A 25,773-nucleotide genomic window follows, 5' to 3' on the forward strand; every position below is an offset into this window, starting at 1 on the left:
CGAAAATTTCGGGTTAACGCCGGGGCGCCGCGCGTTACGTCACCCGCACATAGCTCGTCATGCCGGTCTTCTGGTGCTCGATGATGTGGCAATGGAAGACCCAATCGCCGGGATTGTCGGCAACGAGCGCGAGCTGCACCTTCTCGTCCGGCAGGATGAGATAGGTGTCGGAGAAATGCGGGCGAAGCGCCTGCTTGTTGGAGTTCATCGGCTTGAAGGCGAGGCCGTGCAGGTGGAGCGGGTGCATCTGCGGCGTCGGGTTCTCGACGTTGAAGATATAGGTCCTGCCCGCCTTCATCTCGGCGAGCGGCGCGGTCGGGTCGCCGCTGTCGTCGGCCCACGGCACCTTGTTGATGGCCCAGAAATTATAGCCGAGCGAGCCGCAGATGCCGTCCTTCGGGCGCTCTTCCGCCGATGCCGACAGGATGAACGGGATTTCCGTCGCCGCCGAAAGGTCCGGCTCGGACAGGGGATTGGCAGTGAGTGCCGGCAAATCCTGGAGATTGCGCTTCAGCGATGCGCCGGTGGCGCGGAAGGTGACAAGCGTCGTGGGCTTGGTGCCGCGCAGGTCCATCAGCGCGGCGATGGCGCCCTCGGTCTCGGGCATGCGCAGCGCGAGGTCCAGCCGCTGGCCGGGGCCGATCATCAGGTGGTCGAGCGCAAACCGTTCTGTCGCGGGATTGCCGTCGGCGGCAATGACGAGGGCGTCCGCGCCATCCACATTGAGGGTGAGGATGCGGGTGACGTCGGTGGCGGCGATGCGCAGCCGCACGAGCCCGCCCGCCGGCGCATCATATTGCGGCGTCTGGCGCCAGTTGGCGGTGCGCACCGTGCCGAACGTGCCGGCGCGCGCGGCGTCGCGCGGCTTGAACTGCGCGATGAACTGCCCGTCGCCGCCCAGCCGCCAGTCGCGCAGGTTGAGCACGATCTCGGCGTCGAAGACGGGATCGGCAGGGTCCTCCACCACGATCACTCCGGCAAGGCCGCGGCCCATCTGCTCCAGCGTGTTGCAGTGGGGATGATACCAGAAGGTGCCGGCATCGGGTGGCGTGAAGGCATAGTCGAAACCGTCGCCGCCATAGACATAGGGCTGCGTGAGGAAGGGCACGCCGTCCATCCTGTTGTCGATGCGCAACCCGTGCCAGTGCACGGTGGTCGGCTCGTCCAGCCCGTTTTCGAGGCGCAGCGCGAAGGGCACGCCGCGGCGCATGCGCAGCACCGGCGGCACCTCGGCATCGCCATAGGTCATCGCGGCCCTGGTCGGCCTCTTGTCCGTGATCAGCGCATCGGTGCGGCGGGTCAGAAGTGTGGTTGCCGCCTTGGCGCTCGCCGGTTTGCCGAACTGGCCGGCAAGGCCCATGCCGCCCGCATAGGCGCCGGCGACGAGTGCGCCCTTCATCAGCGTGCGGCGTGTCAGCATGGCAATCCCTCCGGTGCGTCGCCTGCTTCTAAACCTGACCTGAGCGCTCATCAATAAGCGGGGCGCGATCAGATTGCCGCAGGCTCAGGGCTTGGTGTCGCGCTCCTTTTCCGGGGCAGCTAGCTTGTTGAAGAAGAAGGAGGTGCGCAGCAGGTTGCGGAAGCGGCTGCGGCGCGCGCCCGTCGGAACGCCCGGCCGCGCGCTGATGCGCAACGCCGTATAGCCCATGAAGGCGAAGAGGATGATGGCGGTATAGAGGAACAGCGCCTGCGGTCCGAAGAACTGCAGCAGCACGGAGGCAAAGAGCGGCCCGATGATCGCCCCGCAGGACCAGAAGAACAGCATGCCGGCCGAAACCAACGCATGCTCGCCTTCGCCGGCATGATCGTTGGCATGGGCCGAGCAGAGCGAATAGAGCGGCATGGCGAAGGCGCCGAAGACGAAGATGCCGACGAGGTTCTTCCACTCGTTGCCGCCGGCGAAGAAGGCGAGATAGAGCGCGGCAAGCGTCGAGCCCAGCGTGGCGACGAGGATGATGAGGCGCCGGTCGAGCCGGTCGGAATAGATGCCGAGCGGATATTGCAGCACGACGCCGCCCACGATGCCCGCGCTCATGAAGCTCGCGATGGCCGTCACCGAAAGCCCGATGTCGTGGGCGTAGATCGGCCCGAGATTGCGGAAGGCCGCATTGGTCAGGCCCACGACGATGCAGCCGACGGTGGCGAGCGGCGATATGTTCCACAGCTTCTTCACGTCGAAGCGGATCGCCTCCGGCACGGTCGGGCTGGAGCGGTCGGCAAGCGAGATCGGCACGAGCGACAGCGACAGCGCCATGGCGATGAAGGCGAAGATCTCGAACCCGCCGATGCCGAAGCCGGGGATGACATATTGCGCTGCCGTCACCGAGCCGAGGTCGACCAGGCGGTAGACGGAGAGCGTGCGCGCCCGGTTGGAATTGGTGACGGCGGCGTTCAGCCAGCTTTCGACGGTGGCGAAGAGGCTGGCGAAGCAGATGCCGGCGACGAGCCGCATGGCGAACCAGAAGACGGGATCGATGACCAGCACCATGGCGATGGCCGAGGCGGAGGCGATGGCCGCCATGGCGGAGAAGGTGCGGATATGGCCGATGGCCCGCAGCACGCGCGTCACGTAGATGCAGCCGATGGCAAAGCCGATGCTGTAGCCCGCGCCGACGATGCCGATCACCGAAGTCGAGAAGCCTTCATGGGCCGCGCGCAACGCGATGAACGTGCCCTGCAACCCATTGCCGCCGATCAGGATGCCGGCGGTGATAAGAAGCGGAATCAGGGGGCGAATCGTGGACATGCGCCCACTATGGCGAAGCTTTCACGGAAAGGCAGGCGGGAAAGCGAAACGGGGGGCAAATCGTTTGGGTTGCGGCCATCCCGAACCGCGTCAGCCCAGCAACTCGTCCATCACGCGCAGGTGGTCGGGCACCAGAGGCTTTTCGAAATAGCTCTTGACGAAATCGTACTGCATGGCCCGCTCGCGGTCCTTGCCGAGACGCGAACTGGTCAGCATGGCGACGACGGGGGCGTGGACCTCGAATTCCTCCGCGTAACGGTCCAGGAACTCGAAGCCGTTCATCACGGGCATGTTGATGTCGAGGATGATGGCATCGGGCGTGTCTCCGCGCAGCACGTCGAGCGCTTCCGCACCGTCGAAGGCCTTCAGCACATGGATGGCCGGGTCGTATTTGCGGATCGTGTACTCGCAGATGAACTGATCGTTCTCGTCGTCATCGACGACCAGGATCGACTGGATTTTCATGTTTTTCCTCGACGGGCAGTTCGATGATGAACCGGCTGCCCTTGTCCCTTGCCTCGTAAAGCGCGCTGCCGCCGAGCGATTCCGCGCTTTTCCTCAATATATAAAGGCCAAGCCCGCTGCCGAAGGACCGGTTGGGGTGCAGCCGTTTGAACATCCTGAACAACAAATGGCGGCTGGCGGGCGGAACGCCCAGACCATTGTCCTCCACCGACAGTCTTATCCCGCCGGCGGAGCGGAGGGCGCGGATATCGATCCTCGGCTGCGGCTCCTGCGGATCGTGATACTTGATCGCGTTGGAGAGCATGTTGCCGACGATGACGTCGAATTTCGATGGATTACTGATAATTGTCAATTCTGCTGCGATGTGATTTTCGATGTGGATGCGCCTGAATTCCTCCAGATGAGAGAGCGAATCCACGGCATCGGAGACGGCGGCACGCAGCGCGATCGGGCGCTTTTCCTCCTCCATCAGGCGGTTGCGCGTAATGGTGATGATGTTCTGGATGAGGTGGTCGAGCCGGCCGAAATTCTTCTCCATGCGCTGGAGCGTCTGGCCGAGCCCCTTGAGGTCGCCGTCGGCCAGCATCATGCGCGAAATGTTGAGCAGGCCCATCGACGAGGCGATCGGCGAGCGCAGGTCGTGCGAGGTGCGATAGGCGAATTCCTCGAGCTCGGCATTGGCTTCGATCAGCGCGTGCTCGCTCTCCTTCCGGTCCGAAATGTCGCGCACGATACCGCTAAAAACCGTCGAGCCGTGGCGATCGATACGGGCGACAGCCAGGTCGAGCGGGAAGACCTCGCCGTTCTTGCGCCGGCCTTCCGCCTCGCGGCCGATGCCGATGACCTTGGCCTCGCCGCTGCGCTGGTAGTTGGCGATATAGCGGTCGTGCTCGCGGTGGTAGGGATCGGGCATCAGCATCTTGACGTTCTGGCTGATCATCTCGTCGGGATCGTAGCCGAAGATGCGCGTGCAGGCCGCGTTGACCTTGAGGATGGTGCCGCGGTCGTCGATCAGGATGATGCCGTCCACGGCATTGTCGATGATGGCGGCAAGCTGTGCGCGGCTTTCGGCAAGGTCGTCCGCCATGCCGCGTGCCCGGCGCGATGAAAAATAGAGATGCGCGACCAGCCCGCCATAGAGGAGGCCGGAGATCACGATGAGCGAGGTGAGCGTGGAGCGCGCATTGCCGGTATCCGCCGAGAAGGTGATGCCGAAAGCGACCTCATAGCGGGCCAGCTCGTAATAGGCCATCGCCAGCAGCACGAGATAGGTCGAAAGGCCCAGGATGCTGGCGAGCGTCGAGCGATGGAAGCCGGTGTCCTCGGTCTCGACGAAAACGATGGAAATGCCAAGCGCGATGAAACAGGTGGCGCTCGGGATGGACATGCGCGTGAAGCGAATCCAGTCATGCGCGATATCGAGCGCGATCGCATAGCCGATGAGGGCCGCGGCGGCGATGATGATGGCCGAGAGCCCGAGCACGACCTGCACGGCGTCGGTCTTCCGCCTGATGACACGCAGCAGCAGCGCCAGGCTGACGAGAATGAAGCAGAGGGCGGTGTTCGGGGCGATGCGGCCCGGCCGGCTGGTGCCGATGTCCACGAAGGGCGTGTCCAGAAGCGTGTCGATGCCGATATCGACCGCAAGGACGTGCTGCGACAGGGCCAGCACGCCGTAGGTCAGGACCACCACCAACATCAGCGCGGGCAGCGTCCGCAAACCGCGCGACGTGAAGAGGACGGCGGCACCGGTCATGGCGGCCGCGAGAGCCGCATTGAACTTCATGCCGAGAAGGGCGGGCAGGCGGGCGGCAAGAGCGGTCGGCTCCGCGAGCCAGAACGTCATCATGCCCATGCCGACGACGAGGCACCAAGTGCCCGCCGCAATGTTTGCCCGTTGCCAGGACCACTGCCGGTTCAATCGTTCCCCCAGACGCGGCTCTGATCCGCCGCGTGGCGCACTCTAGCGGGAAGGGGCGACCGGCTAAAGGTCTGCGGATGAAGGAACTGGGGAAAGGCCGCGTTCAGGCGGCCGTATCGTGCCGCGCGGCGGCTTCCAGCCGTGCGGTGAGCCGTTGCAACTCCCCCGTCAGCGACCGCACGCTCTCCACGGTGCAGCCCGTCGCCTGGCCGATCGCCTTGAGGATGCCGATGGCCGCCCCCTGCATCGCCTTGCCCTTGTCGGTGAGGGTGATCAGCACCTGCCGCTCGTCGGCCTTGTCACGGGCGCGGCGGATATGGCCCGCCGCCTCCAGCCGCTTGAGGAGCGGCGAGAGCGTGCCGGAATCGAGCCCGAGCGTCTCGCCCAGCGCCTTCACCGTGCGGCCGTCCTCCTCCCACAGCGCCATCAGCACGATATATTGCGGATAGGTGAGGCCGTAGGGATCGAGCAGCGGCTTGTAGGTGCGGTTCATGGCATGCGCCGCGGAATAGACGGCGAAGCAGAGCTGCTGGTCGAGGGCCAGCGCGCCCGGCGGAATGTCGTTGGTCTCGGCTTCGTCACGTTTGTCTGTCATGGTGCCATTGTCGCATGGAACGACCGAAATTGCAATTTTGCAAAATCATATTGCGCACAATCTAATTTTGCGCTATCAACAATCATCAACACAGGAAAGGAGACACCCATGCCCATTCTCTACAGGACCAAGGCTTCTGCAACCGGCGGTCGCGCCGGCCATGGCGCAACCGAAGACCGCACCGTCGATGTCACGCTGACCGTTCCCAAGGAACTCGGCGGCGATGGCGCCACCGGCGCGAACCCCGAAAAGCTCTTCGCTGTCGGTTATTCCGCCTGCTTCCTCGGCGCGCTCAAGTTCATCGCCGGCAAGGAGAAGGTGAAGGTCCCTGATGACGCCAAGGTCACCGCGACCGTGGGCATCGGCCCCCGCGAGGATGGCGGCGGCTTCGGCATCGAGGCGTCGCTGGAAGTGTCCGCCCCCGGTGTCGACAAGGCCGTGCTGGAAGACCTCGTCAAGAAGGCGCATGTCGTCTGCCCCTACAGCCACGCCACCCGCGGCAACCTGGACGTCAAGACGACCGTCGTCTGATCGGGCGCCACGAATTCGAAAGGCCGTCCCTTGTCCGGGCGGCCTTTTGCTTGTTCCCCCGGAAACAGCGCAGGCGGCCGCGCCGTGAGACCTTCTGATCACCGGACGAGAACAGCTCGTCGCCCCAGAGATCAGGAGAGACCCATGCGTACGTTCATCGTTTCCGCCACCATCACCCTCGTCGCCGCCGTTTCCTTCGCCGCACCCTCGCAGGCCGGCAACTACAGCTACGGCTACAAGCCCCAGTGCTTCATCAAGAAGGTGAAGTCCTACGATTACTACGGCAATGTCGTGATCAAGAAGATCAAGGTCTGCAAGTAACCCTTGTCGTTCATGACCTCCCCGAAGGCCCGGATGTCCCTGCATCCGGGCTCTTTGACGTGGATACGGTTTGAGCCGATTGGGTCCGTGCGGCCCACACTCCCTTGTCATTGGAAAAATATCGACTATATTCTTTCCCATGAAAGGAGATCGCATCATGCAGCGCAAACCCGTTCTTCAGGCCAATGCCGAAGGCGTCGTGCTCACCAAAGCGGCGGTCAATGCGGCCGAGCGGCTCGGGCTGACGGCGCGCCTCCTCTCGGCGGTCATCGGCGTTTCCGAGGCGACGGTCTCGCGGCTCAAGCGGCAGGATGTGCTTCTGGAGCGCGGCACCAAGCCCTTCGAACTCGCAGTGCTGCTCGTGCGCCTGTTCCGCTCGCTCGATGCCATCACCGGCGGTGACGAGGGCGTGGCCCGCGCCTGGATGAGCGCGGAGAACACGGTTCTCCAGGCCCGTCCCGTCGATCGTATCGTTTCCATATCCGGCCTTGTCGATGTCCTTGCCTATCTGGACGCGCGTCGCGCTCTCGTCTGAGGCGCGGCCCTTCGCAGGCGAGGTCTGGCGGCTCGTCGAGGCGCAGCACCGCGTCTCCACGCTGAAGCTCGTCGATACGCTGGACGAGCAGGCGCTGCTGGAGGACCTGCTCGAAGACAGCAAGCCCGTGCTGCCGCCCGAATGCGCCGGCCTCGATTACCTGCTTGCCACACCCTTCCGCTATGGCGCGGCCTATCCGCATGGCTCGCGGTTCCGCCGGGCCGGCCGCACGCTCGGCGTCTATTATGCCGGCCTGACGGTGGAGACGGCGTTGGCTGAAATGGCCTTCTACCGGCTGCTGTTCTTTTCCGAATCCCCCGCGACGCCGCTGCCGGCCAACGCCGCCGACTACACCGCCTTTTCCGCCGCCATCGCCACCGGACAGGCGATCGATCTCACCCGCCCGCCGCTCGACCGCGATGAGGCCTCATGGACGCACCCGACCGATTACGCCGCCTGTCAGGCGCTGGCCGATACCGCGCGGCAAGCCGGCATCGACGCCATTCTCTATCGCTCGGTACGCGATCCCGGTGCCGGCAGCAACATGGCCTTGCTCACGGCGAAAGGCTTTGCCGCGCCGAAGCCGGTGGAGCGCCAGACCTGGCGCATCCGGCTTTCGCCGCTTGGCGTGCAGGCGCTCTGCGACCACCCGCCAAGACGCATCGGCTTTTCCCGCGAGGATTTTGCAGGCGATCCGCGCATTGCCTTACGCAAATAGCGCGGCCTCGGCGAAGAAGTCTTCCGGACCGTCCACCTCGACCAGCCGCCGCTTCTCGATGAGCCAGAAGCGGTTCGCCACCGTCCGCACGAAGGCGCGGTCGTGCGACACGAAGAGGCAGCTCGCCTGTTGGGCGGTCAGCTCCCGTTCCAGCGCTTCCTGTCCCTCGATATCGAGATGGTTGGTCGGCTCGTCGAGCACATAGAAGTTCGGGTTGGTCAGGCGCAGCACCAGCATGCCGAGCCGGGCCTTCTGCCCGCCCGACAGCAGCCCGACCGGCCGGCCCTGCATCTCCATGGAAAAGCCCGCGCCGGCCAGCAGGCTGCGCGCCCGCTGGTCGCCCACATCGAAGCGGTGGATGATCATGCCGTGCGGCGTCTCGTCGTCCGAAAGGTCCGAAAGCGCCTGGTCGCCATAGCCGAGCACGAGCGAGGGCGTCGGCTTGATGCCCTCCTGCGCCTCACCTTCGATCGCCGCCTTCAGCCGCCGCACCAATCGTGTCTTGCCGGTGCCGTTGAGGCCAAGCAGCACGATCCTGTCGCCCTGGCAGATGAACTTTTTGCCGGTGCGGAAGAGAAGCGTGCCATCGGGTGTTTCGACCGGGCAATCCTCCAGCGTCACCAGCACCTTGGCATGGGTGCCGCGATTGGCGAGCCGGATGGCCCCGGCGCCGTTTTCCTGATGGGCGGGACGCGCCGCATCCTCGATCCGCTCCGCACGGGCCTTGAGCTGCTTGGTCTTCATCATCAGCAGGTCGCTGCCGGAGTTGACGCCGATATTGTGCAGCTTCGCCGCCTGCTGGCGCAGCTGTGCCGCCGTCTTCATGTCCTTCTCGAAGCGTCGCTCCTCGGCGGCATCCGCCTCGTCCAGCGCAGCGCGGGCGCGGGAATAGGGCAGGGCGAAGAGCTGCGAGCGCTCGGGCCTGAGGAAGAGCGTGCGGTTCGTCACCGCATCGAGAAACGCGCGGTCGTGGCTCGAAAGGATGACCGGCATGTCGCGCGGCAGGGTGGCGAGCCAGCTTTCCAGCCGGGCGATCTTTTCCAGGTCGAGATGGTTGGTCGGCTCGTCGAGCAGAAGCACGTCCGGCTCGCTGACACGCACGCGGGCGATCAGCGCGATGCGCTGCCAGCCGCCGCTCAGCGCCGCAAGCGGACGCTCGCGCAGCTCCTGCGGCACCTCCAGTTCCTCAAGCGTGACATCGGCCCGCCAGCTTTCGCTGTCCCGCTGCTCGGCCGGCAGCGCATCGAGCACCGCCTCGCGGAAGGTCAGGGCCTCAAGCCCGGGCGCGAGTTGCTGCTCCATATGGCCGATGGTCAGGCCGCGGGCGCGGGTGATCTCGCCCGCCGTCGGTTCGAAGGCGCCGGTGATGCATTTCAGCAGCGTGGATTTGCCGCGCCCGTTTGCGGCAACGAGCCCGATGCGGTCGCCGCCGGCGACGGCAAGGTTGAGATTCGAAAAAAGCGGGGCGGAAAACGTGACGCCGAGCGCACGGATATCGATGAGCGACATGAAAATTCTCTGGTCTTCAAGGCCCCGCGGCGCGGCATCGGCCGTCGGTCACGCGAAGGCGCAAGGAAATTCGATGCGGTGGACCGCATCGCCGGAAGGGCAGACCAGAAAAGAAAGTGTGTTCGTTCCGATCAGCCCTGCAAACGCATTTGCAGGGCAAAACCAGGGCCATGTGTGCGTTGTGGCAGGAAGCCGACCTTCACGGCACAGCCCTCTCTTACGTGTTGCGAACGGGGTGGAAATACCATCGGCTGGCGCTTTTAGCAATCCAGGCAGTAACAGCTTGGTGCGCGGAGCTGCCCCTCATCCCGCTGCCGCGACCTTCTCCCCGCAGGCGGGGAGAAAGGTGGTGTTGCACGGGTATTCCGCGGGTCGCAACGATGACGTTCGCATTCGACAGGGCCACATCCCTTCGCCCCGCTTGCGGGGAGAAGGTGCCGGCAGGCGGATGAGGGGCAGGCCGCGTTGGCTGCTGTGCAGCCCTACCGCCGCAAGCTCCCCAGGATGCCGCGCACCAGCGCGCGGCCAAGGGAGGAGGCCACGGTGCGTGCCACGGATTTCATTGCCGCTTCCGCGACCGTCTCGCGCTGGTAGCCCGCACGGGGCTTGGCCTGCTTGGGCGCGGAGGTGGCAGTGGGCTCCTCGTCGCCGAAGCCGGGCAGGGTCCAGCGGCTGCCGCCGGAGGATTGCTGACTGGCCTGGTCGGCCTCCGCCTGCTGCTGCGCGGCGGCGGCATCGGCCGCCTTCTTGGCCCGCGCCGTCAGGATTTCATAGGCCGACTCGCGGTCGAAATCCTCGTCATAAAGTCCGGCGACGGGGCTCACCTTCATGATCGCCTGACGCTCCGCATCCGTGACGGGGCCAAGCCGCGAGGCCGGCGGGCGCACCAGCGTGCGTTCCACCATGGACGGCGCGCCCTTGCCCTCCAGCGTCGAGACCAGCGCCTCGCCGGTGCCGAGATTGGTGATGACCTCGGCGCAGTTGAAATCCGGGTTGGGGCGGAATGTGTCGGCGGCGGTCTTCACCGCCTTCTGCTCGCGCGGCGTATAGGCGCGCAACGCATGCTGCACGCGGTTGCCGAGCTGGGCGAGCACCGTTTCGGGCACGTCCAGCGGGTTCTGCGTGACGAAATAGACGCCTACGCCCTTGGAGCGGATGAGGCGCACGACCTGCTCCACCCGCTCGATCAGCACCTTCGGCGCATCGTTGAACAGGAGATGGGCCTCGTCGAAGAAGAACACCAGCTTCGGCTTGTCGGGATCGCCCACTTCCGGCAGCACCTCGAAGAGCTCTGACAGCATCCAGAGCAGGAAGGTGCCGTAGAGACGCGGATTCATCATCAGCTTGTCGGCGGCCAGCACCGAGATCGCGCCGCGCCCGTCATTGGTGGTGCGCATGATGTCGGAAATCTTCAGCGCGGGTTCGCCGAAGAACTGAGCGGCGCCCTGCTGTTCGAGGATCAGCAGTTCGCGCTGGATCGAGCCGACCGAGGCCTTGGAGATGAAGCCGAACTGGTTGGAAAGCGTCGAGGCGTTCTCGCCCATATAGTTGAGCAGCGCCTGGAAATCCTTGAGGTCGAGCAGCGGCAGGCCGCCCTGGTCGGCGATCTTGAAGGCGATGTTGATCACACCTTCCTGCGCATCCGTCGCGTTCATCAGCCGCGAGAGCAGAAGCGGGCCCATTTCGGAGATGGTGGTGCGGACGCGGTGGCCCTTCTCGCCGTAGAGATCCCAGAAGATCACGGGGAATTCCTGGAATTCGTAGGGCGTGAGCCCGATCTGGTCGGCGCGCTTCTGGAGGAAATCCTTCGGCTCGCCCATCGCGCCGATGCCCGAGAGGTCGCCCTTCACGTCGGCGCAGAACACCGGCACGCCGGCATTGGAAAACCCTTCCGCGAGGATCTGCAGCGTCACGGTCTTGCCCGTGCCGGTCGCGCCCGTCACGAGGCCGTGGCGGTTGCCGAACTTCAGCTCGAGATATTCCGGCTTGTTGTTGGTATCGTCGGGTTTGCGGCTGGTGCCGATATAGAGTTTTCCGTCCTGAAGAATGGAATCCGTCACGTTGAAACTCCCTGACTGCCGGTTCCTGCCACGATTCCCGTGACGGGGCGGATCGCCGCGCCGAACGGTTTTCATTGAATCGTCTCAGGGAGTTTATAAGGATAGTCAGGCACGGGAACAACACGCTTTCACGGCCGCCGCCCGGCGGTCGAATCCGCGCCGCACCGGCTTGAGTTTGCCGGAGAACTCATTTACCTTGACGTTAACGTCAATTCCTTTGGAGGATCGTCCATGAATGAACTCGTCACCCGCGTCGCCAATGCCGTCGGCATCGAGCCCGCCCTTGCCGAAAAGGCCATCGGCATGATGCTGGGTTTCCTGCAGCGCGAAGCGGCCGACGGCCCGGTCGCGCGCATGATCGAAGCCATTCCCGGCGCCTCCGACCTCGTCGCCCAGTATAACGGCGAAGGCGAGGGCAAGGGCCTGCTCGGGGGCCTGATGAGCGCCCTCGGCGGCGGTGGCGTCATGGGTCTCGGCCAGCAGCTGATGAGCCAGGGCCTCGGCATGGGCGAAATCACCGGCCTCGCCAAGGAAACGCTCGCCGTCGCCCGCGAACACGCCGGCGCCGAGACGGTCGACGAAGTCGTCGATTCGGTCCCGGGCCTCAGCCAGTTCGTCTGATTTTACGATCGCCATCCCGCTTCACGGCGGGATGGCCGCCTCACGCCGCAGCCTGCGCCTTCAGCCACGTGCGCAGCCTACCGCTTCCGCGCCTTCATCATGAAAGCCGTGAAAACCACCAGCCCGATGCCGACGGAGAGCGGTCCGGCCTTGGGGCCGCCGGCCTCCATGATGGCGCCCGTCAGGCCCGATCCCGCCCCGCTGCCGGCCGCGTAGGCGAGTGCGAAGGCCGCGCTGCCAGCGACCAGCATGGCGCCGCTGTGGCGTTCGCCGAGCATGGTGAGCGCGCAGGTATAGAGCGAGAAGGTGGCCGTGCCCATCAGCGCGAAAACGGAGAGGATGGCGATCTCCGATGTCATGGAAGGCAGGAGCAGGTAGCTTGCGGCCGCCACGGTGACGGCGGTGAGCGCGACGCGTTCGCGCGGGAAGCGGTCGAGCAGCACGCCGATGAAGGGCTGCGCGATGGCCGTCGGCAGTGCCAGTACGGTCACGCTGACCGCCGCGAAGGCCTCGCTGTAGCCCATCTTCACGAAATAGACCGGCATGGCGGAGATCGCCGCGATATCGGCAAAGCCGAAGACGAAGACCATGCCGGCCAGGAGCGGCGCGGCACGGAAGAAGCGGAAGACATCGCCGGTGGAAGATGGTTCCGGGACCGTCTTCGTCGAGAACATCAGCATGGCCGTCGCGAAGGCGACGATGGCGAGATAGATCGCCGTCATGGCGAAGCCGATGCCGCTTGCGCTGCCCAGAAGCGGAATGGCGAGCGGCCCGGCGGCAAAGCCCGCGCACATGCCGGCACCATAGATGCCGGAGACGCGGCCGCGCAGGCGGTCCGGGCAGGCGGCGTTCAGCCACGCCTCGCCAAGCATGAAGATGAGGCTGGCGAAGAAGCCGAGCAGGAAGCGCGCGACAAGCCAGACGGCGAAGGAACCGGAGGCCGCGAAGGTGGCAAGGCACAGCGAGCAGCCGATGAGGCTTGCGATGATCAGCCGGTCGGCGCGCCAGCGGGCCGTCAGCGTGCCGAGCATCAGCGTGGAGGCGGCAAGGCCGCCGGCGAAGGCCAGCGCGTTGATGCCGATCAGCCCCGGCGAAAAGCCGCGCGCCTCCAGCGTCAGCGAGATCAGCGGATAGGTCAGCCCCTGCGCGACGGAAAACGCGGTGACGCCGAGCACGACGGCGACGATGGCCGGCCAGTCCGGCGCAAAGACGGTTGATGACGAGGATTGCATGAGGGGCTCCCAACCGCACGCGCGGCGGCTGCTCCATCCATATCCGGCCGCCGCGCCTTTGGGAAGCTGGTCGACGAGGCGCAGACAGCGCCCCGCCGAAAGTCGATTAAGCGGCGCGGTCCCACTCCGGGGCGAGGCCGTCCGGGCTGACGATTCGGCCGTCGGCGCGCGCAAGGCCGTGGATGCGCTTCATCTCGTCCGGCGTCAGCGCGAAGTCGAAGATCGCCAGGTTTTCGGCAAGCCGCGCCTCGGTCACCGTCTTGGTGAGGGCCACCACGTCCGGCTGCTGGATCAGCCAGCGCAGCGCGACTTGCGCGGCCGACTTGCCATGGGCGGCGCCGATCTCCTTCAGCACGGGCTCGGCCGGCACCTTACCGTCCGCCATGGCGAAGTAGGCCGTGAGCGCCATGCCGTAGGTCTCTGCGGCCGCGTGCACCTTCGTCTGGTCGAGGAACGGGTGGTATTCGACCTGGTTGGTGGCGAGCGGCGCGGGGCTCAGGCGCACGGCCTCGGCCATCAGGGCGGTGTTGAAGTTGCTGACGCCGATATGCCGGGTCAGGCCGCGTTCGCGCACGGCATTGAGTTCGGCGATCTGCACGTCGAGCGGCACGGCATCGTTCGGCCAGTGCAGCAGGAGAAGATCGACATGATCGGTCTTCAGCTTGCGCAGGCTTTCCTCCACCGAGGCGGCAAATGCCGCCTTGGCGTAGTTCGCGACCCAGACCTTGGTGGTGAGGAAGATGTTTTCCCGCGCGATACCCGAGCGCTGGATGGCCTCGCCGACGGCGGCCTCGTTCTCGTAGATCTGGGCGGTGTCGACATGGGTGAATCCGGCTTGCAGCGCCTTCGGCAGGATCGAGAGGACGTCGTTTTCCGGCATGCGGAAAGTGCCGAAGCCGAGCTGGGGAATGTGGGCGCTATTGGCGTTGACGGTTTGCATGGGGATCTCCTTTTGAGGTTGGTGGCCCGCCGGACCGGAATGGATCGTCCGGCGGGAGAGGGGTTTCAGGCAAGCTCGGCTGCGGGGCCCGGTTGGCTGCGTTCGCGCCGGTCGAGTGCGCCGCTCAGGAGCGTCAGGCCGAGCGCGCCGGCCACGAGGATCGCGCCGACCCAAGGCGTTGCGCCAAGCCCGAGCGGCGAGGCGACGACGAGCCCGCCGATCCACGCGCCGGCCGCGATGCCGAGATTGAAGGCGGCGATGTTGAGCGCGGAGGCGACATCGACGGCGGCGGGGCGGTGACGCCGGGCCATGTCGACCACGTAAAGCTGAAGGCCGGGCACGGTGGCGAAGGACAGGAAGCCGATGGCGGCGAGCGTGACCAGCGCCAGGACCGGGGACGGTGCGGTCAGCGTCAGCACGGCGAGCGCTGCCGCCTGGAGCGCGAACATCACCGCAAGCGCCTTCACCGGATCGCGGTCGGCGATCTTGCCGCCGACGAGGTTTCCGATGGCGATGGCGACGCCGTAGAGCACCAGCACGAGGCTGACCATGTTGGCGGAGAAGCCCGTGATGTCCTGCAGCAGCGGCGACAGGAAGGTGAAGGTGACGAAGGTGCCGCCATAGCCGAGCGCCGTCATGGCGAAGACGATGAGCAGGCGGCCCGAGCCGAGCACGCGCACCTGCTGCATGAGGCCGGCCGGCGTCTCGCGCTTGAGATCGGAGGGCAAAAGCAGCGCGATGGCGGCGAGTGCGACGACGCCCAGGCCGGCAACGGCCCAGAAAGTGGCGCGCCAGCCGAAGGTCTGGCCGATGAAGGTGCCGAGCGGCACGCCGGTGACGATGGCGACGGTCAGCCCCATGAACATCATGGCGATGGCCGAGGCGCGGCGATCCGGCGCGACGAGATCGGCGGCAATGGTGGCGCCGACGGAGAAGAACACGCCGTGCGCGAAGGCCGAGAGCACGCGGCCGACAAGCAGCATCTCATAGGTCGGCGACAGCGCAGCCAGCGCGTTGCCGGCGATGAACAGCGCCATGAGGCCGACGAGCAGTGGCTTGCGGCCGAGCCTGCCGGTGAGTGCGGTCAGAACCGGCGCGCCGAAGGTCACGCCGAGCGCATAGACGGAGACGATGAGGCCGGCGAGCGGCAGGGTGATGTCGAGGTCGGAGGCGACGGTCGGCAACAGGCCGACGATCACGAACTCCGTGGTGCCGATCGCGTAGGCGGCGACGGTCAGGGCAAAGAGGGCAAGGGGCATGGAACACCTTTACGGGGTTACGGGCGTGGGCCTGGGAGATGGCCCGGTCGCCGCGCGGAACGGATGGCGCGAATATGCGACCTTGCCACTTGAATGATAATCGGCAGCAATGGATAAATGGCTGTGAAACAAATTCACAGGATGGGGTCATGGACAACCGCACCGGCGAAATGGAGGTCTTCGTCTCGGCGGCCGAGACGGGCAGCTTCTCGGCCACGGCGCGCCGCCTGAAGCTCACGCCCTCCGCGGTCAGCAAGCTGGTGACGCGCATCGAGGACCGGCTCGGCACGCGCCTTCTCGTGCGCACCACGCGCTCGCTGCTGCTGACGCCGGAAGGCGAGACCTATCTGGCGCGCGCCCGGCGCGTGCTGGCGGAAATCGACGAGATGGAACGGCTGGTCGCGCAGGGGGCGCAGGCCAAGCCGCGCGGGCTGCTGCGCGTCAATGCGACGATCGGGTTCGGCGAGTGCTACATCATCCCGCTCGTCGGCGAATTCCTTTCGCTTTATCCGGATGTGCGGCTGGAACTGTCGCTCAGCGACGGGCTGATCGATCTCGTGGAGGAACGCACGGACATCGCGTTCCGCACAGCACCCATGGCCGATTCATCGCTCAAGGCGCGCAAGCTGCTGGTCAGCCATCGCATCACCGTCGCCACGCCGGGTTATCTCGCCGCGCGCGGTACGCCGCAGGTGCCGGCCGATCTTACGAACCACAACTGCATCACCTTCACCTTCGGGCGTGCGCCGGGCGAATGGCCGTTCCGCGATCCCGGCACGAGCACCGTCTACCCCGTGCCGGCGCCGGGGAATGTCATGGCGGCCAGCGGCTCGGTCGCGCGGCTGCTCTGCCTGGAGGGCGTAGGCATTGCCCGCATCGGCAAGTTCCATGTCGACGGCGATATCGCGGCCGGCCGCCTTGTCGAAGTGCTGGCCGAATACAACCCCGTGCAGGAGGAGCAGGTGCACGCCGTCTATGTCGGCCACGAGCATCTCGCCGCCCGCATCCGCGCCTTCATCGATTTCCTGGCCGAAAAGATCTGAAGCCGTCAGGCCTTGACCGCCATGACGAAGAGCCGCGGGAAACGCAGCAGCAGCCGTCCGTCCGCAAGGGGCGGGTAGGCGGCGGCGATGCGCCCTTCGTAATCGGCAAGGAAGTCCTCGTGGTGTTCGGCGGGAATAGGGTCGAGATAGCGCCTGAGGCCGGTGCCCTTGACCCATTCCACGATGGCGCCGGCATCGGCCATCGGATGATTGTAGGCGGTCTGCCACACATCGACGCGCGCGGCCCTGGGTGCGAGCGCATCGAAATAGGCGGCGGGCGGGGGAAGGCGCTTTCGGCGCGGCGCGCCGTCGGGAAACGCGCTTTGCCAGGGACCGGCCAGCGCGCTTTCCTCCATCAGCCTGTGCGAGGGCTCGTCGAAATTGTCCGGCATCTGCACGGCAAGCACGCCGCCGGGGCGCAGCCCGTCCATCAGCGTCGCCATGAGCGCCAGATGGTCCGGCAGCCACTGGAACACGGCATTGGCATAGAGCAGGGCGGCGGGGGCCGGCGGACGCCATGCCGCAAGGTCGCATTCGACGAAATCCACGCCCGGCAGGCGCGCCCGGGCCGCCTTCAGCATGTCGGCGGCATTATCGACGCCCTTCACGCCCCGCCCGGGAAAGCGTTGCACCAGGAGTTCGGTGGAATTGCCCGGGCCGCAGCCGAGGTCGTAGACCGTGCCGGCCGGCAGATCGGCCGGCACCTGGGCCAGGAGGTCGCGCGCCGGCCGCGTGCGTTCGTCTTCGAATTTCAGGTACTGTGCGGCGGACCAGGCCATGTCAGAGGCTTTCGAGCGAGGGAAGGATGAGCGCGGGGCCGAGGTCGAAATACTCGTCCGGCATGTCGGCGCGGTTGATCCAGACGGTGCGGAAGCCGAATTTCGCCGCACCCGCAATGTCCCACCGGTTGGAGGACTGGAAGGACACGGCATCGGGATAGAGCCGGTAGCTGGTCGTGACGAGATCGTAGACTGCGGGCGCGGTCTTGTAGGTCTTCAGCGCATCGACGGAAAAGATGTCGTCGATGACGGTGTCGAGCGCAGCGTTCTTCACCGCCGAGGCGAGCATGGCGGGCGAGCCGTTGGAGAGAATGGCGATATGCGCGCCCCGGCTCTTCAGCGCCTTCAGCACCGCCGGCACTTCCGGATAGCAGTCGAGCGTCCAGTAGGCATCGAGCAGCTTTGCCCGCAGCGCCGGATCGACGCCGCTGACGCGCTGGAACGTGTAATCCAGCGCCTGCTCCGTCAGCTGCCAGAAATCGGCATAAGCGCCCATCAGCGCGCGCGTCCAGGAATATTCCAGCTGCTTGGCGCGCCACATCTCGGAAAACAGCCGGTAGTCCGGTCCCACGTCACCCGCATGCCGCCGCACCGCCGCATGCACGTCGAACAGCGTGCCATAGGCATCGAACACATAGGCGGCATGGGACATGGCAGGCGATTCCCCCGGTTTCCTCGCTTGCGATTGGCGGTGATTGGCGAGGGAATGTCAATTGTACCGTGGGAGACACGCTTCCTTGCATTTCACGGGGAAGCGGAAGCGATCGTCTTCAGCACGTCGATGAAGGCGCTGGTGCGCACACCCGACGGGTTCTGTTTGAGATCGACGGTCTGCACCACGACGAGCCGCTTCGATGGTACGACGGCGATGATCTGCCCGCCGTAACCGGACGCGTAGAAGGCGTGTGGTCCCCAGGTATCCTCGGGAAGCGTCCACCACATATAGCCATAGCCCTGCCGTATCCGCTTCGCCTGCGAATAGGCTGTCGTCGATTCCCGGATCCATGCCCGCGGAACGATCTGCTTGCCGCCCCACATGCCGTCGTCAAGGAAAAGCTGGCCGAAACGGGCGGCGTCCCGCGCGCTGAGCCGAAACGGATAGGCCGGGTGCTCGGACACCTTCTCCAGGACATAGCGGCCGTCGCGAAGCGAGAAATCCTCCATGCCGATCGGTCGGGCGATCCGGTTCTGGAAGCTCGCGAAGATGTCTTCCCCGGTCCGCTGCCGGTAGATCGTGCCCAGCGTGTTGAAATCCCAGTTGTTGTAGAACCAGAAAGACCCCGGCGGATGGCTGCCGCGTTCCGGCCGCTGGCGCTTGATCGCCGCCGTCTCATGGGCGGCTTTATGGTAGATACCCGATCGCGCCATCAGCAGATCGCGCACCGTCGCGGTTTTTTCCTCTTGCGTCAGACGCGGCGCGGTGTCGTCGATGCCGAGTTCGGCAAGCGTGCTAGACAGGTCGATGCGGCCGTCGGCGACGGCAATGCCATAGAGCGCGCTGAGCAGGCTTTTGCGCACGGACGCCATGTTGACCTTGCGCGACGTGTCGCCCCACCGGGCAACGACCCGACCATCGTGGACGATCATCAGCGCGGTCGGCTTGAGTTTCTCCGACTGCAGGCGCGCGGCATCAAGCCGTTCCACGGACCAGCCGGCAGCGGCCGGATCGGCGTCCTCCCACGCCTGGGCGCGGGCTTGTCCTGAGATGAGAACGCTCACGAAAAGCAGGCATGCGAAATAGCGAGCGAACATGGCCCCTCCCGTTTTCAACAGGCTGACCATCCAATCATGGCGGCTTTCCGGCTGATGGTGCGCCTGCCGGCACACGCGGGATTTTTTCCCGTGAGCGGCCGGTTCAGGCCCGCCGCAGGGCGGCCATGTCGCCGCTGCTCAGGGCCGGTAGGTTGGCTTCGATCCTGTCGAGCGGCCAGTCCCACCAGGCGAGACCAAGCAACTCGTCGATGACGTCGCTCGAATAACGCATCCGGATGACGGATGCCGGGTTTCCGCCGACAACGGCGTAAGGCGGAACGTCCCGGGTAACGACCGAGGCGGCAGCGACGATCGCGCCCGAACCGATATGGACGCCGGGCATGATGGCCGCATTCTGGCCGATCCAGACATCGTGGTCCACGATCGTATCTTTGACGGGCAGGTCCTTGTAGCCGAAGGTCTCCGGCTTGAAGATGCGAAACGGATAGGTGGTGAAGCCGGCCATCGGATGGTTGGCGGAACTGGTGATGAAATAGCTTCCCCGCGCGATCTGAACGAACTTGCCGATCACCAGCCTCTCGCGGCACGCGTGCCCCAGATAGGGCGCCAGGACCAAAGCCGTGTCTTCGAGCCTGCCGGAATGCGTATAATAGCTGAAGTCGCCGATCTCCATGCGCGGATGATCGATGACGTTCTTCAGGTAAACCGTGTCCCGATAGACGGTCCCGTCGGGCAGGGTGATGGGATGGATGGCCTGCGCATCGAGAAGAGTCATGGAGCACCTTTCAGGCATTTCGCCATCCAGCCATGCCGAAGCGGCGTTCCGGTGAATCTGGCGGCTGACGTGATGCACGCACGCTAGTGTCGCCGGACCGCGAAATCCATCGCGGCGCGGCTATCGCTGCGATGAATAATTTTGATACCGAAACCAGACGCCGCGTCAGAACCGCGTGATCACGCTGATGCCGAGATCGGTGGCCTTGTCCATGGCCATCAGCGCCGGCACGGCCTCGTCGAGGCTGATATGGCGGCCGATCAGGTTTTGCGGGGCGAGCTTGCCGCTTTCGATCATGGCGAGCATGGCGTCGTAGCGCCAGGCCTGCATGCCATGGCTGCCATAGATTTCCAGCTCGTGGCCGATGACCTGCGCCATCGGGATCTGCGGCGCGGCATGGTCTGCCAGCATCAGGCCGACCTGCACGTGGCGGCCGCGGCGGCGCAGGTTCTTGATGGAGTTGAAGCAGGTGACGGGCGAGCCGAGCGCATCGACGGAGGCATGCGCGCCGCCGCCGGTGATATCGCGCACGGCGTCCGCGACATCGGCCACGTCCCTCGCATTGATGGTGGCGACGGCGCCCATCTTGCGCGCGAAATCGAGCTTCTCGTCGGAAATGTCGATGGCGACGGGGTTTGCGCCGAGGGCCGCGGCGATCATGATCGCCGACAGGCCGACGCCCCCGCAGCCATGCACCGCCACCCATTCGCCGCCCGTCACCCGTGCCTGGTCCACCACGGCGCGGAAGGAGGTGGCGAAGCGGCAGCCGAGGCTCGCGGCGGTCGCATAGTCGATCGCCTCGGGCAGGTGCACGAGGTTCTGGTCGGCGTAGTCGATCGCGACATATTCGGCAAACGAGCCCCAATGGGTGAAGCCCGGCTGGAACTGTTCTTCGCAAACCTGCTGGTTGCCCGAGCGGCATTCGCCGCAATGGCCGCAGCCGGAGACGAACGGCACCGTCACGCGCTGGCCTTCGCGAAAGCGGCGCACACCCTTGCCGACCGCCACGACCTTGCCGGCCAGTTCATGGCCCGGCACATGCGGCAGTCTGATATCAGGGTCGTGGCCCATCCAGCCATGCCAGTCGCTGCGGCACAGGCCCGTCGCCTCCACCTTGATCACCACGCCGCCCTCCGTGGGCGTCGGGTCCGGCAGGGTGCGGACATCGGGCGTGGCTTCGAAGGCTTCGAAATACATGGCGCGCATGGCTGTCTCCTTTTGCCCTCTATCGCATGCGGTCCGCGGCCTCTCAATCGCGCCACCCATGATAAGACCTGATGCACCTATTCAACATCTTGAATGGACAAGGGGCGCGCTGTGTCCGAAGTCAGGCAGACTTGACCGGCCCGGCCGGCCCGGCCTTGATAGGTGAAAAGGAGTTTTGAAAATGCCAGTCGATACCTCACCGCGCTCGACGACCTGGACCTTCGTGGACGGCGAGTGGATTTCGGGCAACCCCCCGCTCATCGGCCCCACCTCGCATGCCATGTGGCTCGGCTCGACCGTGTTCGACGGTGCACGCTGGTTCGACGGCATCGCGCCGGATCTCGACTTGCATTGCCAGCGCGTCAACCGCTCCGCGGAGGCTCTGGGCCTCAAGGCGACGGTGTCGGCCGAGGAGATCGAGGCGCTGTCGTGGGAAGGCGTGAAGCGGTTCGACGGCAGGACGGCTGTTTACATCAAGCCGATGTACTGGGCCGAGCACGGGTCGTTCAGCGTCGTGGCGCCTGACGCGGAATCGACCCGCTTTGCGCTCTGCCTGTTCGAGGCGCCGATGAGCGATCCGAAGGCGGCCTCGTCGCTCACGGTCTCGCCCTTCCGCCGCCCGACGCTGGAATGCATGCCGACGGATGCCAAGGCCGGCTGCCTTTACCCGAACAATGCCCGCATGCTGGTGGAAGCCCGCAAACGCGGCTTCGACAATGCGCTGGTGCGCGACATGCTGGGCAATGTCGCCGAAACCGCATCGTCCAACATCTTCATGGTGCGGGACGGCGTCGTCTTCACGCCGGCCTCCAACCGCACCTTCCTCGCCGGTATCACGCGCGCGCGCGTCATCGGCCTGCTGCGGGAAGCGGGTTTCGACGTGATTGAGAGCGCGCTGACGCTCGGCGATTTCCAGGCCGCCGACGAGATCTTCACCTCCGGCAACTATTCCAAGGTCGTGCCCGTCACGCGCCTTGATGACCGCGACCTCCAGCCCGGCCCCATCACCGCCAAGGCGCGCGACCTCTATTTCGACTGGGCGCATTCCAACGGCGATGCCTGAACGACGAGAGCCGGTCGAAAGACCGGCTCTGCTGCTTGGGACTGTCTGTCGGGCGTTATTCCTGCCCGGCCGGGTCCTGCGTGGTGTTGTCGCCGGTTTCGGCCTTCTTCTCGGCCGCTGCGGCGCGCTCGCTTTCGCGCACGACATGCAGGAAGTCCGCGGTGATCGGGGGCGACATCTCGACCGTCTTCTTCTGCTTGTCGTAGATGCAGACATAGGTGATCTGGCTCTTGGCTTCCGGCGACAGGCCTTCGATGGCGGCGATGCCGTAGGATTCCGTGCCGGTCGGCTCCACGAAGACCGTCGGCGTTCCGAGCGCTTCCGGCAGGCTCGCCAGGCAGCTTTTCTCCACATCCGCGCGGAATTCCTCCCAGGCCTCGGGCGAGGAGGCATGCGCCAGCGGGGCGGTGAGGGAAAGGGCGATCATGGCAAGGGGAAGGGCGCGCATGGCAGGCTCCGTGTTGCGGTGAGGGGCGAAATGTCCCGAATCGGAATTCGTTCCGCTTCATCATTGATCTGACAGGCAAAAACGAAAGGATTTTGTCGAAGGTCGGGAAAATTTGGGAACCGGGCGGGTTGCCTCTTCCGGTTGCCGCTCCTATGTTCCGCTCACGGATTTCCTTGAAAAATTCCGTCGCCAAGAGGAGACATCACCATGGCTTTCGAACTTCCGCCGCTTCCCTACGATTACGATGCGCTTGCGCCCTTCATGTCGCGCGAAACGCTCGAATATCACCACGACAAGCACCACAAGGCCTATGTCGACAACGGCAACAAGCTGGCGGAAGAAGCCGGCCTCGCCGACCTCTCGCTGGAAGAGATCGTCAAGAAGTCTTACGGCACCAACCAGGGCCTCTTCAACAATGCCGGCCAGCACTACAACCACCTCCATTTCTGGAACTGGATGAAGAAGGGCGGCGGCGGCAAGAGCCTGCCGGGCGCACTCCAGAAGGCGATCGACAGCGATCTCGGCGGCTATGACAAGTTCAAGGCCGACTTCATCGCCGCCGGCACCACGCAGTTCGGTTCGGGCTGGGCCTGGCTCTCCGTCAAGGACGGCAAGCTCGCCATCTCCAAGACCCCGAACGGCGAAAACCCGCTGGTCCACGGCGCAGAACCGATCCTCGGCGTCGACGTATGGGAGCACTCCTACTACATCGACTACCGCAACGCCCGCCCGAAGTACCTCGAAGCCTTCGTCGACAGCCTGATCAACTGGGACTACGTCCTGGAGCGCTACGAAGCCGCCACGAAGTAATTCGCTGACATGTGAATTTCACGAAACCCCGGTCGGAAACGGCCGGGGTTTTTGTTTGTCGACATGAAGCCATATTGATGGCATAAATGCCAACATGGACGCCGTGCTTCTCGAACGTTCGAAGACCGTCCTGCCGGATGGCTCGATCATCGAGATCGTCTTGTGGCGGGTTCCCGAACCCGTTGCGGGGAGCGCGCATTCCTACAAATATCGCCTGTTTTACGGGCGTGACGGCCGGCGCATCGTCGGCTTCGACAACGAGCGCGGCAAAGGCGATCATTGTCATCTTGACGGCCGCGAACTGCGCTACGCGTTCACGACCGTCTCCGCCTTGCTTGCGGATTTTCAGGCTGAGGTCGCGAAAAGGAGGTCTTGAATGAAACGCGCACATATCCAGATCCGCAGCGATGCCGAAGCGGCTCTCGCCGAAAGTCTCGCCCGCGCCGGGAAGGCCGCTTCCACCGGCGAACCTTCCGATCCCGTGGCGACCTTCACCTTCAGCTCGCCGGCGCAGCTTTTCTCGGTCATCAGCCCGAAGCGATGGGAGCTGATCGAGCATTTGCAGAAGATCGGCCCAAGCAGCATCCGTGCGCTTGCCCGGTCGCTTGAGCGTGACGTGAAGCGGGTGCATGAGGACGTCGTGGCGCTCGTGGACTGGGGCATCATCGACCGGACGGACGAGGGGAAAATCGAAGTCCCCTTCGATGTCATCCACGCCGATTTCGATCTGAGAGCCGTGGCCTAGGGCCGATTGCGATTCCAAATCTCTGCCAGCCCTCCGTTCCGTTCATTTTGCGGCGCCGCTGGCGTGTCCTTGATCCGATTTGCCGCATCAGCCCTTTCGCGACACCGGGTCAGCAGGCGATCCCGAAGGATTTTCGCCGTCAAAAAGATTTTACTTTCATGCGGTTCGCAAAATGCCATCATGCCGGCGCTAGCGTAAACCGGCGGCGTGGAATCAACCCGCCGCCAAGGATCGGGAGAACGCGATGAAGTTGAGGATTTTGGCGACAGCGGCCGCGCTCGCAATCATCGGCGCGAGCGCCGTGGTGGCGGCGGACGAGCCGCAGGTCGTGCGCGCGCAGATGATGAAGAAGGTCGGCGGCGCCATGGGCGCGCTGTCGGGCATCGCCAAGGGCGAGAAGCCCTATGACGCCGATGTCGTGAAGACATCGCTCACCACGATGAGCGAAGTCGCCAAGGCGTTCCCGGAGCAGTTCCCGGCGGGCTCCGAAACGGGCCACGACACGGAAGCGAGCCCGAAGATCTGGGAGCAGACGGACGACTTCAAGGCGAAGGCCGCCAAGTTCGGATCGGATGTCGATGCGGTGCTGGCGAACCTGCCCGCGGACCAGGCGGGCGTCGGTGCGGCGCTGGGCACGATCGGCCCCAATTGCGGTGGCTGTCATGAGGTCTACCGCGTCAAGAAGTAGGCGGTAGACCCGACAATCCCCTGGAAGACGCGACACTGTCCCGGCGCCGGCCGCCGGGGCGGTGTGTCATGGTGTGGGGTCGCGGGGCGACATCTCCGCAACCGGCGAGAGGAAACGGCGCATGGGTTTCAAGAAAATCATCGGCGGCATCGTCGTGCTGGGCGCGATCGGCGCGGGCGCTTTCCTGTTCATCACCGCCCCGCAGCGCCTGCCGGCGGAAACCTGGGCCGCTGCCGGCGCACCCGACCTTGCCAATGGCGAGCGCATCTTCCATGCCGGCGGCTGCGTGAGCTGTCATGCGGCGCCGGGCGCGGCCGACGACCAGAAGCTGGTTCTCGCCGGCGGCATGGCGCTGAAGAGCCCCTTCGGCACCTTCCACGCCCCCAATATCTCGCCCGACGAGACGGCCGGCATCGGCGCCTGGACGCTTGCCGAATTCGGCGACGCCATGAAGCGCGGCACAGGCCGCAACGGCGAGCATCTCTATCCGTCCTTTCCCTATGCCTCCTATTCGCGCATGACGGTCAAGGATATCAACGACCTCTACGCCTACCTGAAGACGCTGCCCAAGAGCGGCAATGTCGCGCCCGGCCATGAGCTGCCGTTCCCGTTCAATATCCGGCTCGCGCTCGGCGGGTGGAAGTTCCTCTATCTCAACGAGGCGCCGCGCGTGGACCTCGCCAATGCCGACGAAACGGTGAAACACGGGCAGTACCTCGTGGAAGGCCCCGGCCATTGCGGCGAATGCCACACGCCGCGCGATGTGCTGGGTGGCCTGAAGACCGACCAGTGGCTGGCCGGCGGCCCCAATCCGGAAGGCGAGGGGCGCATCCCCAACATCACCCCGGCCGAAGGCGGCTTCGGCAGCTGGAGCGCCGGCGATATCGCCAACTACCTCGAAACCGGCTTCACGCCCGATTTCGACAGCGTCGGCGGCTCGATGGTCTCGGTGCAGAAGAACATGGCGCAGCTGCCCAAGGAAGACCGCGACGCCATCGCCGCCTATCTCAAGGCAATCCCGGCGCGATAGGGTTGTTGCCAAACCGGGCC

General features: G+C 65.2%; 28 protein-coding genes. 12 read left to right on the forward strand and 16 right to left on the reverse strand.

Annotated elements, in window-relative coordinates; translation table 11 throughout:
* Positions 1–34: 34 nt before the first annotated feature.
* The 5 genes from K6301_RS03455 to K6301_RS03475 form a co-directional block, all read right to left on the reverse strand.
* Positions 35–1,426, reverse strand: a complete 1,392-nt coding sequence (locus tag K6301_RS03455) for a multicopper oxidase family protein (protein WP_247220478.1) — start codon at positions 1,424–1,426, stop codon at positions 35–37.
* Between the two features lie 78 nt (positions 1,427–1,504).
* Positions 1,505–2,746 carry an MFS transporter gene (locus K6301_RS03460; RefSeq protein ID WP_247219342.1) on the reverse strand — a complete coding sequence of 414 codons (1,242 nt, stop codon included), beginning with the start codon at positions 2,744–2,746 and terminating at the stop codon, positions 1,505–1,507.
* A gap of 90 nt (positions 2,747–2,836) precedes the next feature.
* Positions 2,837–3,211, reverse strand: a complete 375-nt coding sequence (locus K6301_RS03465; RefSeq protein ID WP_247219344.1) for a response regulator — start codon at positions 3,209–3,211, stop codon at positions 2,837–2,839.
* A complete protein-coding gene (locus K6301_RS03470; protein ID WP_247219346.1) occupies positions 3,180–5,132 on the reverse strand; it encodes a sensor histidine kinase in 1,953 nt (650 codons plus the stop codon). The genes K6301_RS03465 and K6301_RS03470 overlap by 32 nt, the downstream gene beginning before the upstream one ends.
* Positions 5,133–5,235: 103 nt before the next feature.
* Positions 5,236–5,727, reverse strand: coding sequence for a MarR family winged helix-turn-helix transcriptional regulator (locus tag K6301_RS03475; RefSeq protein ID WP_247219348.1), 492 nt, complete (start codon positions 5,725–5,727; stop codon positions 5,236–5,238).
* 108 nt (positions 5,728–5,835) lie between these two features.
* Between K6301_RS03475 and K6301_RS03480 the strand changes: the two genes are divergently transcribed.
* From K6301_RS03480 to K6301_RS03495, 4 genes are all read left to right on the forward strand, one after another.
* Positions 5,836–6,258 carry an organic hydroperoxide resistance protein gene (locus K6301_RS03480; RefSeq protein WP_247219349.1) on the forward strand — a complete coding sequence of 141 codons (423 nt, stop codon included), beginning with the start codon at positions 5,836–5,838 and terminating at the stop codon, positions 6,256–6,258.
* Between the two features lie 144 nt (positions 6,259–6,402).
* Positions 6,403–6,579, forward strand: coding sequence for a hypothetical protein (locus tag K6301_RS03485; RefSeq protein WP_247219351.1), 177 nt, complete (start codon positions 6,403–6,405; stop codon positions 6,577–6,579).
* A gap of 157 nt (positions 6,580–6,736) precedes the next feature.
* The gene (locus tag K6301_RS03490) at positions 6,737–7,114 is read left to right on the forward strand and encodes an MbcA/ParS/Xre antitoxin family protein (RefSeq protein ID WP_247219354.1); all 378 of its coding nucleotides are present in this window, start codon (positions 6,737–6,739) and stop codon (positions 7,112–7,114) included.
* Positions 7,074–7,832, forward strand: coding sequence for an RES family NAD+ phosphorylase (locus tag K6301_RS03495; protein ID WP_247219356.1), 759 nt, complete (start codon positions 7,074–7,076; stop codon positions 7,830–7,832). The genes K6301_RS03490 and K6301_RS03495 overlap by 41 nt, the downstream gene beginning before the upstream one ends.
* Here the strand turns inward: K6301_RS03495 and K6301_RS03500 are convergent.
* Positions 7,821–9,341, reverse strand: coding sequence for an ABC-F family ATP-binding cassette domain-containing protein (locus K6301_RS03500; RefSeq protein WP_247219358.1), 1,521 nt, complete (start codon positions 9,339–9,341; stop codon positions 7,821–7,823). The genes K6301_RS03495 and K6301_RS03500 overlap by 12 nt on opposite strands.
* A gap of 482 nt (positions 9,342–9,823) precedes the next feature.
* Positions 9,824–11,389, reverse strand: a complete 1,566-nt coding sequence (locus tag K6301_RS03505; protein WP_247220481.1) for a helicase HerA-like C-terminal domain-containing protein — start codon at positions 11,387–11,389, stop codon at positions 9,824–9,826.
* Positions 11,390–11,632: 243 nt separating this feature from the next.
* On the opposite strand from K6301_RS03505, the gene K6301_RS03510 reads away from it, so the two are divergent.
* Positions 11,633–12,022, forward strand: coding sequence for a hypothetical protein (locus tag K6301_RS03510; RefSeq protein ID WP_134647690.1), 390 nt, complete (start codon positions 11,633–11,635; stop codon positions 12,020–12,022).
* Between the two features lie 77 nt (positions 12,023–12,099).
* Here the strand turns inward: K6301_RS03510 and K6301_RS03515 are convergent, their stop codons facing one another.
* The 3 genes from K6301_RS03515 to K6301_RS03525 all read right to left on the reverse strand — a co-directional run bounded on the left by K6301_RS03515 (position 12,100) and on the right by K6301_RS03525 (position 15,453).
* Positions 12,100–13,254, reverse strand: a complete 1,155-nt coding sequence (locus K6301_RS03515) for an MFS transporter (RefSeq protein WP_247219360.1) — start codon at positions 13,252–13,254, stop codon at positions 12,100–12,102.
* A gap of 106 nt (positions 13,255–13,360) precedes the next feature.
* A complete protein-coding gene (locus K6301_RS03520) occupies positions 13,361–14,194 on the reverse strand; it encodes an aldo/keto reductase (RefSeq protein ID WP_247219362.1) in 834 nt (277 codons plus the stop codon).
* A 65-nt stretch (positions 14,195–14,259) separates the two neighbouring features.
* Positions 14,260–15,453, reverse strand: a complete 1,194-nt coding sequence (locus K6301_RS03525; protein ID WP_247219364.1) for an MFS transporter — start codon at positions 15,451–15,453, stop codon at positions 14,260–14,262.
* Positions 15,454–15,602: 149 nt separating this feature from the next.
* Here K6301_RS03525 and K6301_RS03530 point away from each other — a divergent pair, with 149 nt between their 5' ends.
* The gene (locus K6301_RS03530) at positions 15,603–16,496 is read left to right on the forward strand and encodes a LysR family transcriptional regulator (protein WP_247219365.1); all 894 of its coding nucleotides are present in this window, start codon (positions 15,603–15,605) and stop codon (positions 16,494–16,496) included.
* A gap of 5 nt (positions 16,497–16,501) precedes the next feature.
* Here the strand turns inward: K6301_RS03530 and tam are convergent, their stop codons facing one another.
* The 5 genes from tam to K6301_RS03555 all read right to left on the reverse strand — a co-directional run bounded on the left by tam (position 16,502) and on the right by K6301_RS03555 (position 20,969).
* Positions 16,502–17,275: a trans-aconitate 2-methyltransferase gene (gene tam / locus K6301_RS03535; RefSeq protein ID WP_247219366.1), complete on the reverse strand. Its 774-nt coding sequence runs from the start codon at positions 17,273–17,275 to the stop codon at positions 16,502–16,504.
* A gap of 1 nt (position 17,276) precedes the next feature.
* Positions 17,277–17,927 carry a haloacid dehalogenase type II gene (locus tag K6301_RS03540; RefSeq protein WP_247219367.1) on the reverse strand — a complete coding sequence of 217 codons (651 nt, stop codon included), beginning with the start codon at positions 17,925–17,927 and terminating at the stop codon, positions 17,277–17,279.
* A 92-nt stretch (positions 17,928–18,019) separates the two neighbouring features.
* Positions 18,020–19,027, reverse strand: a complete 1,008-nt coding sequence (locus K6301_RS03545; RefSeq protein ID WP_247219369.1) for a serine hydrolase domain-containing protein — start codon at positions 19,025–19,027, stop codon at positions 18,020–18,022.
* A 103-nt stretch (positions 19,028–19,130) separates the two neighbouring features.
* Positions 19,131–19,763 (reverse strand): CatB-related O-acetyltransferase, encoded by a 633-nt coding sequence (locus K6301_RS03550; protein WP_247219370.1) that lies wholly within the window; start codon positions 19,761–19,763, stop codon positions 19,131–19,133.
* Positions 19,764–19,928: 165 nt separating this feature from the next.
* Positions 19,929–20,969, reverse strand: a complete 1,041-nt coding sequence (locus tag K6301_RS03555) for a zinc-dependent alcohol dehydrogenase family protein (RefSeq protein WP_247219372.1) — start codon at positions 20,967–20,969, stop codon at positions 19,929–19,931.
* 181 nt (positions 20,970–21,150) lie between these two features.
* On the opposite strand from K6301_RS03555, the gene K6301_RS03560 reads away from it, so the two are divergent.
* Positions 21,151–22,032: a branched-chain amino acid aminotransferase gene (locus K6301_RS03560; RefSeq protein ID WP_247219373.1), complete on the forward strand. Its 882-nt coding sequence runs from the start codon at positions 21,151–21,153 to the stop codon at positions 22,030–22,032.
* Between the two features lie 55 nt (positions 22,033–22,087).
* On the opposite strand, the gene K6301_RS03565 is transcribed toward K6301_RS03560, so the two are convergent.
* The gene (locus K6301_RS03565; protein ID WP_202402215.1) at positions 22,088–22,480 is read right to left on the reverse strand and encodes a hypothetical protein; all 393 of its coding nucleotides are present in this window, start codon (positions 22,478–22,480) and stop codon (positions 22,088–22,090) included.
* Positions 22,481–22,687: 207 nt separating this feature from the next.
* Here K6301_RS03565 and K6301_RS03570 point away from each other — a divergent pair, with 207 nt between their 5' ends.
* The 5 genes from K6301_RS03570 (at position 22,688) to K6301_RS03590 (ending at position 25,753) form a co-directional block, all read left to right on the forward strand.
* On the forward strand, positions 22,688–23,290 hold the full coding sequence (locus tag K6301_RS03570) for a superoxide dismutase (RefSeq protein ID WP_247219375.1): 603 nt from the start codon (positions 22,688–22,690) through the stop codon (positions 23,288–23,290).
* A 94-nt stretch (positions 23,291–23,384) separates the two neighbouring features.
* Complete coding sequence (locus K6301_RS03575; protein ID WP_247219376.1) at positions 23,385–23,666, forward strand: toxin-antitoxin system TumE family protein; 282 nt, start codon at positions 23,385–23,387, stop codon at positions 23,664–23,666.
* Positions 23,667–24,035 (forward strand): HVO_A0114 family putative DNA-binding protein, encoded by a 369-nt coding sequence (locus K6301_RS03580; protein WP_247219378.1) that lies wholly within the window; start codon positions 23,667–23,669, stop codon positions 24,033–24,035.
* A gap of 244 nt (positions 24,036–24,279) precedes the next feature.
* The gene (locus K6301_RS03585) at positions 24,280–24,723 is read left to right on the forward strand and encodes a c-type cytochrome (protein ID WP_134647660.1); all 444 of its coding nucleotides are present in this window, start codon (positions 24,280–24,282) and stop codon (positions 24,721–24,723) included.
* Positions 24,724–24,844: 121 nt separating this feature from the next.
* On the forward strand, positions 24,845–25,753 hold the full coding sequence (locus K6301_RS03590) for a cytochrome c (RefSeq protein ID WP_247219380.1): 909 nt from the start codon (positions 24,845–24,847) through the stop codon (positions 25,751–25,753).
* The last annotated feature ends 20 nt before the right edge of the window (positions 25,754–25,773 follow it).

Source organism: Shinella oryzae, assembly GCF_023038235.1.
GTDB lineage: Bacteria > Pseudomonadota > Alphaproteobacteria > Rhizobiales > Rhizobiaceae > Shinella > Shinella sumterensis.

Bases quoted from the DNA above. Each gene is read 5' to 3' on its own strand.
- K6301_RS03545 (WP_247219369.1), bottom strand. From the start codon at position 19,027: ATGTTCGCTCGCTATTTCGCATGCCTGCTTTTCGTGAGCGTTCTCATC.
- K6301_RS03485 (WP_247219351.1), top strand. From the start codon at position 6,403: ATGCGTACGTTCATCGTTTCCGCCACCATCACCCTCGTCGCCGCCGTT.
- tam (WP_247219366.1), bottom strand. From the start codon at position 17,275: ATGGCCTGGTCCGCCGCACAGTACCTGAAATTCGAAGACGAACGCACG.
- K6301_RS03490 (WP_247219354.1), top strand. From the start codon at position 6,737: ATGCAGCGCAAACCCGTTCTTCAGGCCAATGCCGAAGGCGTCGTGCTC.
- K6301_RS03570 (WP_247219375.1), top strand. From the start codon at position 22,688: ATGGCTTTCGAACTTCCGCCGCTTCCCTACGATTACGATGCGCTTGCG.
- K6301_RS03480 (WP_247219349.1), top strand. From the start codon at position 5,836: ATGCCCATTCTCTACAGGACCAAGGCTTCTGCAACCGGCGGTCGCGCC.
- K6301_RS03540 (WP_247219367.1), bottom strand. From the start codon at position 17,927: ATGTCCCATGCCGCCTATGTGTTCGATGCCTATGGCACGCTGTTCGAC.
- K6301_RS03460 (WP_247219342.1), bottom strand. From the start codon at position 2,746: ATGTCCACGATTCGCCCCCTGATTCCGCTTCTTATCACCGCCGGCATC.
- K6301_RS03525 (WP_247219364.1), bottom strand. From the start codon at position 15,453: ATGCCCCTTGCCCTCTTTGCCCTGACCGTCGCCGCCTACGCGATCGGC.
- K6301_RS03590 (WP_247219380.1), top strand. From the start codon at position 24,845: ATGGGTTTCAAGAAAATCATCGGCGGCATCGTCGTGCTGGGCGCGATC.
- K6301_RS03585 (WP_134647660.1), top strand. From the start codon at position 24,280: ATGAAGTTGAGGATTTTGGCGACAGCGGCCGCGCTCGCAATCATCGGC.
- K6301_RS03575 (WP_247219376.1), top strand. From the start codon at position 23,385: ATGGACGCCGTGCTTCTCGAACGTTCGAAGACCGTCCTGCCGGATGGC.
- K6301_RS03465 (WP_247219344.1), bottom strand. From the start codon at position 3,211: ATGAAAATCCAGTCGATCCTGGTCGTCGATGACGACGAGAACGATCAG.
- K6301_RS03500 (WP_247219358.1), bottom strand. From the start codon at position 9,341: ATGTCGCTCATCGATATCCGTGCGCTCGGCGTCACGTTTTCCGCCCCG.
- K6301_RS03530 (WP_247219365.1), top strand. From the start codon at position 15,603: ATGGACAACCGCACCGGCGAAATGGAGGTCTTCGTCTCGGCGGCCGAG.
- K6301_RS03520 (WP_247219362.1), bottom strand. From the start codon at position 14,194: ATGCAAACCGTCAACGCCAATAGCGCCCACATTCCCCAGCTCGGCTTC.
- K6301_RS03555 (WP_247219372.1), bottom strand. From the start codon at position 20,969: ATGCGCGCCATGTATTTCGAAGCCTTCGAAGCCACGCCCGATGTCCGC.
- K6301_RS03550 (WP_247219370.1), bottom strand. From the start codon at position 19,763: ATGACTCTTCTCGATGCGCAGGCCATCCATCCCATCACCCTGCCCGAC.
- K6301_RS03560 (WP_247219373.1), top strand. From the start codon at position 21,151: ATGCCAGTCGATACCTCACCGCGCTCGACGACCTGGACCTTCGTGGAC.
- K6301_RS03475 (WP_247219348.1), bottom strand. From the start codon at position 5,727: ATGACAGACAAACGTGACGAAGCCGAGACCAACGACATTCCGCCGGGC.
- K6301_RS03580 (WP_247219378.1), top strand. From the start codon at position 23,667: ATGAAACGCGCACATATCCAGATCCGCAGCGATGCCGAAGCGGCTCTC.
- K6301_RS03495 (WP_247219356.1), top strand. From the start codon at position 7,074: ATGTCCTTGCCTATCTGGACGCGCGTCGCGCTCTCGTCTGAGGCGCGG.
- K6301_RS03515 (WP_247219360.1), bottom strand. From the start codon at position 13,254: ATGCAATCCTCGTCATCAACCGTCTTTGCGCCGGACTGGCCGGCCATC.
- K6301_RS03565 (WP_202402215.1), bottom strand. From the start codon at position 22,480: ATGCGCGCCCTTCCCCTTGCCATGATCGCCCTTTCCCTCACCGCCCCG.
- K6301_RS03510 (WP_134647690.1), top strand. From the start codon at position 11,633: ATGAATGAACTCGTCACCCGCGTCGCCAATGCCGTCGGCATCGAGCCC.